This window comes from Oceanobacillus jordanicus (assembly GCF_022095695.1).
Lineage (GTDB): Bacteria > Bacillota > Bacilli > Bacillales > Amphibacillaceae > Oceanobacillus_B > Oceanobacillus_B jordanicus.
The window spans coordinates 157710-171024 of the sequence record NZ_JAIFZM010000003.1; the positions used below are offsets into that span (position 1 = coordinate 157710).

Annotated in this window: 15 protein-coding genes; 6 read left to right on the plus strand and 9 right to left on the minus strand. The window is 37.8% G+C overall.

From position 1 onward, the window contains the following. Window positions 1-46: 46 nt before the first annotated feature. Together K3T81_RS04835 and K3T81_RS04840 are read right to left on the minus strand one after the other, a co-directional pair. Complete coding sequence (locus K3T81_RS04835) at window positions 47-1258, minus strand: ABC transporter permease (RefSeq protein ID WP_238018588.1); 1212 nt, start codon at window positions 1256-1258, stop codon at window positions 47-49. Continuing rightward, a complete protein-coding gene (locus K3T81_RS04840) occupies window positions 1251-1997 on the minus strand; it encodes an ATP-binding cassette domain-containing protein (RefSeq protein WP_161464558.1) in 747 nt (248 codons plus the stop codon). The genes K3T81_RS04835 and K3T81_RS04840 overlap by 8 nt, the downstream gene beginning before the upstream one ends. Window positions 1998-2536: 539 nt before the next feature. Between K3T81_RS04840 and K3T81_RS04845 the strand changes: the two genes are divergently transcribed. The 3 genes from K3T81_RS04845 (at window position 2537) to K3T81_RS04855 (ending at window position 4289) form a co-directional block, all read left to right on the plus strand. Continuing rightward, the gene (locus K3T81_RS04845) at window positions 2537-2962 is read left to right on the plus strand and encodes an HIT family protein (RefSeq protein ID WP_238018590.1); all 426 of its coding nucleotides are present in this window, start codon (window positions 2537-2539) and stop codon (window positions 2960-2962) included. Between the two features lie 159 nt (window positions 2963-3121). Continuing rightward, a complete protein-coding gene (locus K3T81_RS04850) occupies window positions 3122-3643 on the plus strand; it encodes a tryptophan transporter (protein ID WP_036574051.1) in 522 nt (173 codons plus the stop codon). 280 nt (window positions 3644-3923) lie between these two features. Continuing rightward, window positions 3924-4289, plus strand: a complete 366-nt coding sequence (locus K3T81_RS04855; RefSeq protein ID WP_119577502.1) for a YtxH domain-containing protein — start codon at window positions 3924-3926, stop codon at window positions 4287-4289. 112 nt (window positions 4290-4401) lie between these two features. Here K3T81_RS04855 and K3T81_RS04860 read toward each other — a convergent pair whose 3' ends face one another. From K3T81_RS04860 to K3T81_RS04875, 4 genes are all read right to left on the minus strand, one after another. Further along, on the minus strand, window positions 4402-5334 hold the full coding sequence (locus K3T81_RS04860; RefSeq protein ID WP_238018592.1) for a glycine betaine ABC transporter substrate-binding protein: 933 nt from the start codon (window positions 5332-5334) through the stop codon (window positions 4402-4404). Window positions 5335-5451: 117 nt separating this feature from the next. Further along, window positions 5452-6357: a glycine betaine ABC transporter substrate-binding protein gene (locus K3T81_RS04865; RefSeq protein WP_238018594.1), complete on the minus strand. Its 906-nt coding sequence runs from the start codon at window positions 6355-6357 to the stop codon at window positions 5452-5454. Window positions 6358-6584: 227 nt separating this feature from the next. Beyond that, window positions 6585-7436, minus strand: a complete 852-nt coding sequence (locus tag K3T81_RS04870) for an ABC transporter permease (RefSeq protein ID WP_058951206.1) — start codon at window positions 7434-7436, stop codon at window positions 6585-6587. Beyond that, a complete protein-coding gene (locus K3T81_RS04875; protein ID WP_238018596.1) occupies window positions 7426-8628 on the minus strand; it encodes a quaternary amine ABC transporter ATP-binding protein in 1203 nt (400 codons plus the stop codon). Before K3T81_RS04875 ends, K3T81_RS04870 begins: the two co-directional genes overlap by 11 nt. A 347-nt stretch (window positions 8629-8975) precedes the next feature. On the opposite strand from K3T81_RS04875, the gene K3T81_RS04880 reads away from it, so the two are divergent. Then, window positions 8976-9461 (plus strand): GbsR/MarR family transcriptional regulator, encoded by a 486-nt coding sequence (locus tag K3T81_RS04880; protein WP_238018598.1) that lies wholly within the window; start codon window positions 8976-8978, stop codon window positions 9459-9461. Between the two features lie 36 nt (window positions 9462-9497). Here K3T81_RS04880 and K3T81_RS04885 read toward each other — a convergent pair whose 3' ends face one another. After that, window positions 9498-9863, minus strand: a complete 366-nt coding sequence (locus K3T81_RS04885; RefSeq protein ID WP_238018600.1) for a DUF1878 family protein — start codon at window positions 9861-9863, stop codon at window positions 9498-9500. 149 nt (window positions 9864-10012) lie between these two features. On the opposite strand from K3T81_RS04885, the gene K3T81_RS04890 reads away from it, so the two are divergent. Together K3T81_RS04890 and K3T81_RS04900 are read left to right on the plus strand one after the other, a co-directional pair. Beyond that, on the plus strand, window positions 10013-10561 hold the full coding sequence (locus K3T81_RS04890; protein WP_036574072.1) for a DUF3267 domain-containing protein: 549 nt from the start codon (window positions 10013-10015) through the stop codon (window positions 10559-10561). Between the two features lie 553 nt (window positions 10562-11114). Next, on the plus strand, window positions 11115-11999 hold the full coding sequence (locus K3T81_RS04900) for a peptidylprolyl isomerase (RefSeq protein ID WP_238018602.1): 885 nt from the start codon (window positions 11115-11117) through the stop codon (window positions 11997-11999). 72 nt (window positions 12000-12071) lie between these two features. On the opposite strand, the gene K3T81_RS04905 is transcribed toward K3T81_RS04900, so the two are convergent. Then, window positions 12072-12269, minus strand: a complete 198-nt coding sequence (locus K3T81_RS04905; RefSeq protein ID WP_051557696.1) for a sporulation YhaL family protein — start codon at window positions 12267-12269, stop codon at window positions 12072-12074. Window positions 12270-12340: 71 nt separating this feature from the next. Next, window positions 12341-13288, minus strand: coding sequence for a 3'-5' exoribonuclease YhaM (yhaM, locus tag K3T81_RS04910; protein WP_036574077.1), 948 nt, complete (start codon window positions 13286-13288; stop codon window positions 12341-12343). Window positions 13289-13315: the final 27 nt, after the last annotated feature.

A 13315-nucleotide genomic window follows, 5' to 3' on the forward strand; every position in this document is an offset into this window, starting at 1 on the left:
GCTGTGGACGGGATTTTTGACATTTTAAACGGTGCTCCGCTTTTATTTACACGAGCTTGGCTTTTACATAGCCATTAATAAATAGGAAGTTAAAAAGTATTCCGCCTAGCAATGTAATGGCAAACCCGATATAGGCTTGGGTAAATAAAAAGACTAGGGAAAAAATCACCGCTTGTCCAATAGATAGCTGATACAATAATTTCATGACAGCTTGCTGTTTTGGCTTAGTCTCAACCGGGTAAATATCGAGCCATATATTCGTACGATGATGCTGATAAATCGTCATCATTTGAAAACAGCTTATATAAAGAAATAATACTGCAAAAATAATCTTCATCCATACGTTCGGAATATAATAGATGAATAATCCCCCAATAACAATCAAGCGTAAATACATACCGAGGTAATCTCCACTACGTATAAAGGTAATTCGGTAGAGATAATCAAACGTATTCTTTTTATTCACCGAGAGATTGCTTACCAGAGAAACAAGCCATTGTCGTTTTTTCACACGATTTTTCAAATGAGGAACATCTGCAAACATATTTGCGATTCGATAGAAGGTCTGCATTCGATTCTGATCCTTTTCAACAAGGAGGTCCCAAACAATGCCAGCCTGTTTTCGAGATACATTCAAAACATACAGAAAAAGAAGCGCAAACATTACAGAGGTGATCCCTGCCATCAGCATATTACCACTAATTATAAAATAAAACACGACTACATTTAGTACAGTTCTCACCGCTAGATCAAGCCTTCTTGTACCTGGCTCGCGAACCTTCAACATCCACCAATTAGCAATTAAATTTCCTACTTTGAACACTAGCAAAATTGCAATGCTCAAAAGATACATTTGTCCACTTCTGTCAGGAAACGATGCAAAATAAAGTGGTCCAAACGCTGCTGCTACCAAGAGAACAAGATATAATTGGATAACAAAACTGTAAATAAGCGCATTTCGAAAATATGCATGCATTTTCGTTTCCGCGGCTATTAAGAAAACAAGGTCAGGCTCCTTAAGTAATGTACGAACAGGACTATAACTTACAAGCAGCCCAAGGGCCACCCCCATAATACCTGCTGTGGGGAAATCTTCTGGTAAACCTACAAGCCACTGTTGGTAGTAATAAGCAAGTGCCGAAATAAAAAACAACATGGCCACAGCAATATGACCATTGAAAATGTATTTCAAGTAACGACTTGTTTCTTTGATGTGAACAGAAAGTCGCTTTTTATAAAAATCGTGAGAATCAAACATGGCTATCTTCTTCTTTCGTGAGCTGTACATACAAATCGTCTAACGTTGCATGAGGCATATTGAAACTATTACGAAGCTCTTCCAATGTTCCCATTGCTCGGATTTCTCCTTCATGCAAAATAACAAAACGATCACAATAACGCTCAGCTGTAGCAAGAATATGGGTCGACATTAATACCCCAGACCCATTCTCCTTCATTTCATCCATTAACTGGAGATAGGATTGAATACCAAGTGGATCAAGCCCGACGAAAGGCTCGTCCACAATATAGAGTGGCGGTTCAATCAGAAAGGCGCACATGATCATCACTTTTTGCCTCATTCCTTTAGAAAAGTGAACGGGAAACCAATTTAGTCTTTTCTCCATTCGAAATTCTTTTAATAATGGTGGCAGTCGCTTTTCAAACAATTCTTCAGAAATATCATAGGCCATCGCCGTTAATTTCAGGTGCTCGTGTAACGTAAGCTCATCATACAATATGGGCATTTCCGGTATGTAGGCAAGTTGGTTGCGATAAGACGCTGGATTCTCTTGGAATGTTTTTCCGTTAACCGAGACAGACCCTTTTTTAGCCTGCATTAACCCTATGATATGTTTAATAGTCGTACTTTTTCCAGCACCATTAAGGCCGATTAATCCAACAATCTCCTTTGGATAAACATCAAATGAGATACCATGCAAAACATTTTTATGGGTGTATCCTCCATGTAAATTCTCGATATGTAATAATGATTCCACAACGGCTCCTCCTCTTCATCTTCTTTATTTTATCACTACCGGGAATGAATGCCAAAGTAAACTGTACCTTTAATTTTGACAAAAAACGTGCCTGTCCTGCATATTTTTTTAATCTGGTTGCAAACTAGTATTAGAAGGGCGGAGGTTTCCAATCCAATCATTTCACTTAAACCACAAATGAGGTGTTAGTGATCGAGTAGCGAAGAAGTTTCCACACTGACCGAGGTGTTCGTGATCGAAATCTAATGTAAAATTTGTGAATTTAGCAAATGAGGTGTTTGCGAAAGGTAACCAAATGTAATAAACACTTTTGCCAGCATATCTCAGAGAAATTCTGAGATATTGACAAAAAAGTTTACGTAACCAATCGTTCATGCACATGCATAAACTGTACCGTTTACGAAGTCCCCGCATTTTCGTTATACCCCTTCGCCCTTCTTAGCGCAGGCATCACTCTTTATGAGTGATGCCTGTTTCTTTGCAATAAATTCGTATCCTCTATACAATAAAGGATAATTAAACGAAGGGGTGAATTAGCAATGACTCATGATGATTGTATTTTCTGTAAAATAATTAACGGAGATATTCCTTCTGCCAAGGTGTATGAGGATGAGCATGTTTATGCTTTTTTGGACATTAGCCAGGTTACCAAAGGCCACACCCTTGTCATACCAAAACAACACACAAAAAATATTTACGAAACTTCACCGGAAGTAGCGAGTGAACTATTTGGCCGTGTTCCATTAATAGCCAATGCAATTAAGAAGGCCTATAATCCCATTGGAATGAACCTTTTGAATAACAATGAAAAACCAGCAGATCAGTCTGTCTTTCATTTGCACATTCATATACTGCCTAGATATGGGGATGGAGATGGCTATAAATCCAATTGGACTGTGCACTCAGACGAATACACATCAGAAGATTTAACAAAAATAGCCAATGAGATTGGAAATGAAATGTAACATTAATTATTTCCAAGTGAATTAAAAAGTAGTACTTTTTATTTGCCCATGTATTTGGTATAATTATAGTACATTTCTGCAGCTGACAATGAGTGTACAGTTGAGGAATGTAACATGATATTTCATGTAGCTGAGAAAGCAGAGAAGAGGAGAGGTAAAATGAATACGAAAGTTTTAGTTATTTTGTCACTATTGGTGGGTATTGGGACAGTGCTACATACTGTCATACCGGGAGTGTTTTTCGGAGTTAAGCCGGATATGCTATTATCCATGATGTTTCTAGGAATTATCTTATTTCCACAACCAAAGTATGTGGTACTACTTGCACTAGCGACAGGTGCTATTTCCGCCTTAACAACACAGGCGCCTGGTGGGCAGATCGCCAACTTGATTGATAAACCAATTACAGCAATGCTATTTTTGATTTTATTTTTATTTGTTAAGAACAAGGTTAATAATAAAATAAGTGCCCCTGTTTTGACCGCAATTGGGACAATGATTAGTGGCGCAATTTTCCTTAGCGTTGTACTATTCTTCCTTGGCGCAATGGAAGGTGGATTTATAGCAGGAATGCTTACAGTTGTACTCCCTGCTGCCGCTGTTAACACATTGATTATGATTGTGATTTATCCAGTCGTTGAGGGGATTTTGAAGAGGTCACAGCCCATAACATCATTGTAAGAAAATCCTCTGGCAGCTTCGTTTGTCAGAGGGTTTTTTAGAAATACATAAGTAAAATGTTTGATGAAACAGTAAAAAGAGGAAAACTATATGTAAGTGTTCAAAAAGGAGGATAAAAAGGACCGAGAAGTTTGAGGCGGCGTAGCTTTGAGTACCGGAACGTATGCAATTAATACGTGAGGAATGGAAAAGCAAGCCAACGAAGAAATTCGATGTGTCATTTTTACCGGATTTTTTGAACAACCTCTTTAAGTAAGTGTTGGGAAAGGAGCGTATTAAAATGGCAAATGTAAAATCATTATTATTAGGATTAATGGTTGGTGGTACAGTAAGTGCTGCTGCAACCCTACTTACCACCCCTTCTTCTGGTAGCGATGTCCGTAACCGTGTGAAAAATCAAGGTACGGAATTGAAAGACATGATTGCGAATTTAAAACAAGACGGCTTAAAATTGAGAAAACAATTGACGGAGACATCAAAAGAAGGTGCAGCTTTAGTCAAAGAATTAACACAGGAAATGAAGAAATCTGTAGAGGAATGGAAAGATACGGTAGAGCCTCACCAGGAAAATATTCATCAATACCTGGAACAAATTGAATTAAGCCTGAAGGACCTTGAAGAAAAAATGAAAACGAAAAATCCATAGTAAAAGTGCTGCTTATACAGCACCAAAAAACACGCTTGGTGAATATTTATAAATCCAAGCGTGTTTTTTGGTGCTTATTGTAATTAAATGGGATATGTCACAGTGCGTGAAACTATTTAGCTTCTAAATCTTCAATAGAATTGATATCTTCCATGTATTCTGGAACGACAAGTCCAATTTTAGCCCCATCAAGGTTTGCGCCAAGATCTACAAAGTCATCCTTAAAATCCTTATAGAAATCAGCGTGAGTCTGTGGCATCCAAGCTGCCATTGTCGCGTCTCCATCTCCGTTTGCTACTGCCTCAAACATAACGGCCACGTCTACAGGAGTTATCGTTACTTCAAACCCTTTTTGCCTCAACACTTCTGCTACAACGTTTGCTGATGCGCGTTCGGAATCCCACGGTGTGGAAACAAGCTCAACGGAAACTCCATCAACGTCTTCAACGCCTTCTGTCCATTCTGCTACCTTATCCGGATTGTCCTCAACCCATTGCTTAGCAACCGTCGCTATATCTTCTCCAGAGTCAGAGGATTCGTACATGATACCCTCCATATCTTCAACTGTCCAATTAAACTGATCGATCAGTTTATAGGCATTCGGCTTGTCCTCTTCTAAGCCTTTTCGCGCGAGCGATTTGATTTGCTCCACTTCTCCATAAACCCCTTGTGGATCTTCAAGATATTTTAGGTTATCAAATTTTGTGAACATCCAATGCGGATTCCATCCAGTTACAACAATTGGTTCTTCATTGTTTATCGCTTTCTCCAACTCTGTAACCATTGCTGCTGTTGAAGATTGCTCAACCTGCCATCCATCTAAGTTCTCATATTCTTCAATAGCTTTTTCTGTAGTAACTGAGATTCCAGCACCTGGTTCAATACCGGTAATTGTATAGTCTATCTCTTCCCCAATGTTCATAGAGCTATCAGAACTCTCTTCCACGTTTTCCTCACTATCGTTTCCCGATCCGCACGCAGCAAGAAATAAAACGAGTAAAATACCCGTTATCAATGTTAATTGTTTTTTCGGATTTTTCAACATAAAATTAAAGCCGTCCCTTCTGTGTTGTATTTCTGAATGCTAAGATAACTATTATTTAAAACAAAAAGGCTGGCACATGCATGATGTACCAGCCCTTTTGTTACCTAATCGCTAGGTTTATTCTACACCATTCAACCATTCATCTACTTTGTCTTGGTTGTCTTCTACCCATGTAGCAGCAGCTTCTTCAGGAGAAGCGCCATTATAGATATCAAGCATTACAGACTCCATATCATCTGTAGTCCAGTTGAACTGGTCAAGAATCTTGTACGCATTTGGAAGCTCTTCTTCTAAGCCTTCACGTACCATTGTGTCAATGGTCTCTGCCTCACCAAATGAACCTTCTGGGTCTTCAAGATATTTTAGATCATACGCTTGGAATTTCCAGTGTGGAGTCCATCCAGTTACAATAATATCTTCTTCCTTATCAATAGCATTCCCAAGCTCGGTAGCCATGGCACCACTAGATGACGTTTGAACTTCCCAGCCCTCGAGATTGTCATAATCTTCAAGAGCCTGTTCAGCAGCTCCTACAACACCTGCACCTGGTTCAATACCAGTAATTGTTTTATCAGCTTCTTGATCAAGGTCAGCAATAGAATTTACATCCATGTATTCTGGAACTACTAACCCAATTTTTGCGCCTTCAAGGTTTGTACCAAGCTCAACAACCTGGTCACCATATTCTTCAAATTGTCCTGCATGTGTTGCCGGTAACCATGCAGCTACCATTCCATCTGCTTCACCGTTTGCAACAGCTTCCCACATTACAGCATTATCAAGTGGTGTTAATGTTACATCATAGCCTTGGTCCTCCAATACCTTCCCGATAACATTTGTGGAAGCTACCTCAGAATCCCATTCTACGTATGCTAGTTCTACTTCTTTTCCATCACCTACAGATGCAGAACCTTCTTCTGATCCACCATCTGATGACTCATCATCTGAACCGCAACCAGCAGCAACCAATGATAATGAAAGACCTGTTACAAGGCCTAAACGTTTCCAGTTAAATTTAACCATAACTAAAATCTCCCCTTTTTTTATTAATGAAATATATATGGACTTTTCTTAAGAAAAGATACCAACAGTTTTAGTTGTTTATCCCGGAGCAACCGCCCGTAAGACTCCCACATCAAAACATGAAGTGAAACAGTGATGTTCAAGTGGTGGTAGACGGACGCTAACATCCCGATTCGTTCAACTAACAATCAGTAGTGGAAGAAACCTCCACTGATTGAAGTTTCACTTTATTTCTTTTTGTTTAAATTCTGTGTAACACGGTCAATAATTATTGCAAGGATAACGATCCCTACACCAGCAACAAAGCCGTTACCAACGTTTGAACGTTGTAGTGCGGAAAGCACTTCCCTTCCTAATCCTGGAGCACCGATCATGGATGCAATAACAACCATGGATAGTGCAAGCATTACAGTCTGGTTAATTCCAGCCATAATTGTAGCTTTTGCCATTGGAAGTTCCACTTTAAATAGTTTTTGGGAACCAGTGCTACCAAATGCCTCAGAAGCTTCCACTAACTCACTTGACACCTGACGAATACCTAGATTAGTAAATCTGACTGTTGGTGGCGTTGCGAAAATTAGTGATGCGAAGATCCCTGGTACCATTCCTATTCCAAAGAAGGCAACAGCTGGTATTAAATATACAAACGCAGGCATTGTCTGCATGAAATCCAAAATTGGTGTAATAATTGATTCTGCTGTTTTACTTTTTGACATGAGTATCCCAATCGGAACCCCAATTATGATAGATAATAGACTTGAAATCAGTACTAGTGTAAAAGTACTCATAAGGTGTTCCCATAAGCCCTGGTTATAAATGAACCACAGACCAACAATGGAGAATGCCGCAAGCCCAATCTTTTTGCCTGAAATAAAGAAAGCAAGTATTGCAACTAAAAGAATAATGATAACTGGTGGTACTGCTGTAAGTGACTCAGAAACAAAATCCATAAAGTTCCCAAAATGTTCTTTAATTGGCTCAAACAAGAACGAAAAAGTATCTGTTAAAATATCAGTAAACGTTTCTGTCCAATCCGCAACCGGAATTTCTGGAATGAAATCTAGCATATTATTTAACATCTTCTATGTTCACCTCGCCTTCCCCAGCAAGTGCAGCTATAACTGCGCCGCGCACAATGATTCCTACAAGTTTACCTTCCTCTACCACTGCGACTGGAATTGGAGAATCATGAATGATATCAAAGATTTCTTTTAGGGAAGTATCTCTATCTACTTTTGGTATATTATTTTTCAAGATTTCTTGCAGATTACCCACTTCTTTTTTACGAGCTTCTGAAGCGTCATCAGCAGTAATATACCCCTTTAGATTACGTTTGCTATCGGTTACGAACATACTTGATAATCCTTCTTCACGCATGCGCTCCAATGCAACCCTAGGGCCATGTTTATCAATGTTAACTGTTTCTGGACGTTTCATAATGTTATGCGCCGTTAATACTTTAGAGCGATCAACATCCTCAACAAATTTTTCAACATAGTCATTAGCAGGATTAACTAAGATTTCTTCTGGCGTACCTATTTGTACGATAGAGCCATCTTTCATCAAGGCAATACGATCGCCTAGACGGAGAGCTTCATCCAGATCATGTGTAATAAATAGGATCGTTTTCTTCATTGTAGTTTGCAGATCAAGCAACTCATCCTGCATTTCTTTACGAATAAGTGGATCTAGCGCTGAAAATGCTTCATCCATAAGTAATACTTCTGGATCGTTAGCTAAAGCGCGGGCTAACCCAACACGTTGCTGCATACCACCGGATAATTGATTTGGCTTTTGGTGCATATAACCACCAAGTCCAACCATTTCCAATGCCTCTGTCGCTTTTTTCTGTCTTTCTTCTTTTGGAACGTCTTGAATTTCTAAACCGTATTCCGCATTTTCCAGAATTGTACGAAATGGGAAAAGGGCAAATTTCTGGAATACCATACTCAGTTTTTCACGACGTACTCTCCGTAAGGATTTTTTATCCATCCCAGCAAGATTCTCACCGTCGATATAAAGGCTCCCCTCTGTTGGTTCAATTAAACGATTAACTAAACGAACCAAGGTAGACTTACCACTACCAGATAACCCCATAATGACGAATATCTCACCAGCTTCTACGGAAAAGGAAGCGCGGTTAACCCCTACTGTATTTCCGGTTTCTTTTAATATTTGCTCTTTGGAAGCACCTTTATCCAACAGTTTTAATGCTTGTTTTGGATTCTTACCAAATACTTTTGATAACTGCTTTGCTTCAATTACTGGCAAATTATTCACCTCACCTTTAATCTAACTATTATTATTGGACCACTACTTTGTAACTATTGTTTGTCCGTGTACAGGCATTAGAAACCAGCCAGAAACCCAATCTGTTGATTTCCATGAAGCCGTACCGCGTTGGTCTACTCTAAATACTATATAGGTTTTTTTATTACAATACAAACTTTGAATTTCGTTAGTTTTGTACATTTTTTACATACAGTTTAAACTGTACAGATTTAACAGTGCAATACCTTTAAATAACTTCCATTTACTTAAAAATGCTGGTAGATGTGCTGTTTTTAAATAAACTTTTTTTAGTGTACCCTTTATATATCATGACTTAGGAGGATTTTATGAAAGAACCTCAAAATGAAAATGTAACAAGTGAAATTATGATGGAATTCTCTAAAACACTCGAAATGTTTGATCTTACTCCATTAGAGGCGAGACTATTTGCCTATCTATATTTATATGAAGAACCATTTACATTAGATGAAATGAGCGAGGCGCTTGGAAAAAGCAAAACATCTATGAGCACTAATGTGAGAACGTTATCAGACTTAAACCTCGTAACAAGAGTCTGGAAAAAGGGAGTACGCAAAGATTTATATCAAGCAAACACCCAGTTGTTCAAATCGTTCATGAACTCCTATATAAATAAATGGATTGATGCTACGATTCACCAAAAGGATGCACTAGAGGAAACCAATAATTCTGTTGAAAGAGAATTAAGCAAAGGAGAGACACCAGAACTCCAGCAGATAAGTCAGAAGCTTCAGGACATCATTTTCTTCCATACACAGGTCGAGCTTCTGTTCAGGCAAATGAAACAGGATTAAAACCAACAATAGAAATAAAAAAATATAAACGAAGGATTAATAACTTCTCCCTCGTTTATATTTACGTTTGTCTTTTTCAATAATTTTTATAAATGCTGCCATTAAGGAAGGGTAATACCCTTCTTTTTTTAATGCATAAATTGTTGCGTCGGGATCAAGCTTTTCACTTAGCATTCCAGCAAATTCAATAAGAAGTGAACTGTAGTCAAGAAGGCCTTCCTCTTGTTGTACTTCATATTTTTCATTTAACCTGCTCAATAACTGGATTAATTCATTATACTCTGAATCTGTCACATTTTTCTCTAACACCATCTTTATCATAGGGAATTTATTAAGATCGATCACTTTAGAAAGCAATTGCAAATGAAAGGCAGCATTGTCGTTATATTCCGTTCTTCCCAACCTCTCGAACCCCCTTTTCCAACACCGTTAAAGCTCCGCTGTAAATCTTTTATAAAAATGCACAAAAAACTATTGATTTTTCTCTCCAATCGTACTATTATTCATGAAGGATTAAAAGTCTCATCAAGAAGATACTGGAGGGATCAAAAATGAATTGCTGGAAATCCATTAACCTTACGAAAGAACTTGGGAATAATCGAATATATCTTTTGTCATTTTTGATCGGCTTGTTATCCTTCATATTTCTTTATGTGCCTATTACAATTGCCCAAGGTACAAATAAAGTTGACGAAGCAGGTTTTTTACCTTTTATATTGGCATTATTGTTATTACCTGCATTGCATTCACTAATGCATATCCTACCATTGATTATACTAAATAAGCGATTAAAAATTATATTTAAATTAAAAAATAAAAGATTACCTGTTTTTAACTATTATACGAAATTTCATCTGACAAAAAAAGTCTCACTCATAGTAGCAATTGCACCAACTATTTTAATTAGCATCCCAGGAATTATTGCGAGCTATTTGTTCATTGATTATTCCGTTTACATCTTAATGTTTACATCTGTGCATATCGGCATGTCATACCTTGATTTTCTTTATGTGAATCATATTGGAAAAGCCCCTAAAAGTTGTTTCATCGATAGTCGGAAAGACGGCTTTGACATACTGATAAAGGAAAAGCACCTTTAAGATCTGGATATCCCAGGTCTTTTTTTGTAGATTCTTTTCTTGGCAAAAGGTTCTTTAATATATTAAAATGATACAATTCCATTCATAATCCTGTCTATAAGTTAGACAAGAACAATTCTTTATTAAAGGAAACACGGTAATATATCCCCATTTCTTTAGCAGCTAAGAGGATTGGTCTGTTCAGATTGATAATCTTTTGTTAAAGTTAAGAATAGGATAATTAGAAGAAAGTGTGTACTTTTACATTGTGAACTGGGAACGAGGAGGTCGATTATGCTTATCATGTATTTACTTTTCGCAGCTTTTGTCTTATTTATATTTAATTCTCTTACAGATAGATTCTGCAAGAAGATGGAAATGGAAATATTAAAACAAAGGAAGGTATTCCGGACAATTAACATTATGGTTCTTATCCTACTCGTATGCTCCTACCTTCGAGTGTTAAATGTCATGGCATAGCCTAACAATAGAACTATATTTTTTTTACATAAAATATGTTATATTAATCAATAGTAAAAACAAAACGCAAGAAAAAGATTAGGAGTGTTCATAATTGAAAAAATTAGCAATTGCTGCAACACTGACAGCAGGTATTTTGACTCTGTCTGCTTGTAACTCTGACGAAGCAGATTCAGAAGTGGTCGTAGAAACTGCTGCCGGGGATATTACAAAAGAAGATTTCTATCAAAAGCTTAAAGACACTTATGGCGAAGATGTACTTCGTGAGTTGGTTACTGTTGAAGTTTTGCAGGACAAGTATGATGTTACAGAAGAACAGGTAGACAGCGAAATCGAAAAAATGAAAGAAGAGTTAGGCGATCAATACGAAAACGCGGTTAAACAACAATTCGGAAGTGAAGATGCTTTCCGCGACGTAATTGAAATTAGCTTGTTACAAGAAGCTGCTGTATCAGAAGATATTAAAATAACTGATGAAGAGCTTCAAGAATTGTATGATCGTAAAAATACAGAAATTGATGCATCACACATCCTTGTCGCTGATGAGGAAACAGCAAATGAAGTAAAGGAAAAGTTAGACAATGGCGAAGATTTTGCTGATTTAGCAAAAGAATATTCTACTGATGAAGCATCAGCTGAAGAAGGCGGAGATCTCGGGTATTTCTCTGCAGGCGAGATGGTTGCTGAATTTGAAGATGCTGCATACAGCCTTGAAAAAGGAAAAATCAGTGATCCAGTTGCATCACAGCACGGATTCCATATTATCCGCGTAAATGACAAGCGCGAAAAAGAAGAAAGCATCGGTGAATTTGAAGATGTGAAAGATGATCTTCGTCGTGAACTTGTAACGCAAAAAATGGATCCAACCGCAGCACAAGAAAAAATCAATGGTTTGATTAAGGATGCGAAAGTAGATATTAAAGTTGATGGTTTGGAAGATATCTTTGAAGAGCCTGAACAAGAGGAAGCTCAAGGCTAAATTCAACGTTTCTATAAACAATATATCAAAAGAGGATGCTCATACGAATGGGCATCCTCTTTTGATTTCTATTTAATCTGATATGTGCTCTTTTTGCTGTTGTTTATTCACTCTTTCCGCTTCTAAACGGTCCATATATACCTTTCCCTCTTTTTCAATAAATTGTTGTTCCAGCCTTCTCTCTGCCAACATTGCGCGCATTGCCATATATCCACTCAAAAAGATTAGAATAACCAGCATAAAAACCCACCAAGGTACTCCTAGTATCATTATTCGGCCTCCTTGTCCATATTCTCTATCAGATATATATGTTCTAGAAGTTTAAATAATGACCGATATCTTTATTCTTCGAATGAGGGCTTGTAGAATGCTCGATTATCCATGGCAAACAACCGATCGGTAAATTCACCTGGTTTCACTTTATCCAACGCACGATTTAGCATATTCATCTTCGCATCCATTAAATCAATTAAGTGTAAAATCTCTGCCTCCCGTACTAAAGGCGGCTTTGGACTACCCCACTCTGCTTTACCATGGTGGGACAAAATTAAGTGTTGTAAGATGAGGATCTCTTCTTCTCCCTCAATTTGTAATTCTCTTGCCATTAGACCGATTTCTTCTACCATTATCGGTATATGCCCGAGCAATTTCCCTTCAATGGTGTACGATGTTGTAACCATTCCTGACAATTCTCTTAACTTCCCTAGATCATGTAGAATAATGCCTGCATACAGCAAATCTTTATTTACTTCTGGATATAATTGATGTATTTGTCTTGCTATCCCCAACATGCTGACAATATGATGGGCCAGGCCAGACACATATTCATGATGATTCTTTGTTGCAGCTGGATATAAAAGTAAATTTTCCTGATACTTTTTAATAAATGCTCTGGTAATTCGTTGTAACGTAGGATTCTTCATCTCAAAGATGGCCTCGGTCAATTTATCCATAAGTATATCTTTACTCACCGGTGCTTTTTCAACAAAGTCTGATACATGTACGTCATCTGTCGGCTGCGCCGGCCTCACCGCGAGAATTTTTAATTGCGGTTTCCCTCGGAACTGATTTACTTCACCTGATACCTTAATAATTTTTTCCGGGATAAATAATGCTTCATCTTCCTTTGTAGCGTCCCATAACTTTGCTTCAATCTCTCCTGTGGCGTCTCTTAGGATCAGTGTAAGGAACGGTTTTCCTCCACTAGTCAATCCCTTTGAAGCTTCCTTAATAAGCATAAAACTGTCGATCGCTTCCCCTACACTTGCATAACCTATACCTTTATTCATTCTCTTCCCCCCGTATTATAAGAATAG

Bases quoted from the DNA above. Each gene is read 5' to 3' on its own strand.
- K3T81_RS04835 (WP_238018588.1), bottom strand. From the start codon at position 1,258: ATGTTTGATTCTCACGATTTTTATAAAAAGCGACTTTCTGTTCACATC.
- K3T81_RS04845 (WP_238018590.1), top strand. From the start codon at position 2,537: ATGACTCATGATGATTGTATTTTCTGTAAAATAATTAACGGAGATATT.
- K3T81_RS04850 (WP_036574051.1), top strand. From the start codon at position 3,122: ATGAATACGAAAGTTTTAGTTATTTTGTCACTATTGGTGGGTATTGGG.
- K3T81_RS04855 (WP_119577502.1), top strand. From the start codon at position 3,924: ATGGCAAATGTAAAATCATTATTATTAGGATTAATGGTTGGTGGTACA.
- K3T81_RS04860 (WP_238018592.1), bottom strand. From the start codon at position 5,334: ATGTTGAAAAATCCGAAAAAACAATTAACATTGATAACGGGTATTTTA.
- K3T81_RS04865 (WP_238018594.1), bottom strand. From the start codon at position 6,357: ATGGTTAAATTTAACTGGAAACGTTTAGGCCTTGTAACAGGTCTTTCA.
- K3T81_RS04870 (WP_058951206.1), bottom strand. From the start codon at position 7,436: ATGTTAAATAATATGCTAGATTTCATTCCAGAAATTCCGGTTGCGGAT.
- K3T81_RS04880 (WP_238018598.1), top strand. From the start codon at position 8,976: ATGAAAGAACCTCAAAATGAAAATGTAACAAGTGAAATTATGATGGAA.
- K3T81_RS04890 (WP_036574072.1), top strand. From the start codon at position 10,013: ATGAATTGCTGGAAATCCATTAACCTTACGAAAGAACTTGGGAATAAT.
- K3T81_RS04905 (WP_051557696.1), bottom strand. From the start codon at position 12,269: ATGATACTAGGAGTACCTTGGTGGGTTTTTATGCTGGTTATTCTAATC.
- yhaM (WP_036574077.1), bottom strand. From the start codon at position 13,288: ATGAATAAAGGTATAGGTTATGCAAGTGTAGGGGAAGCGATCGACAGT.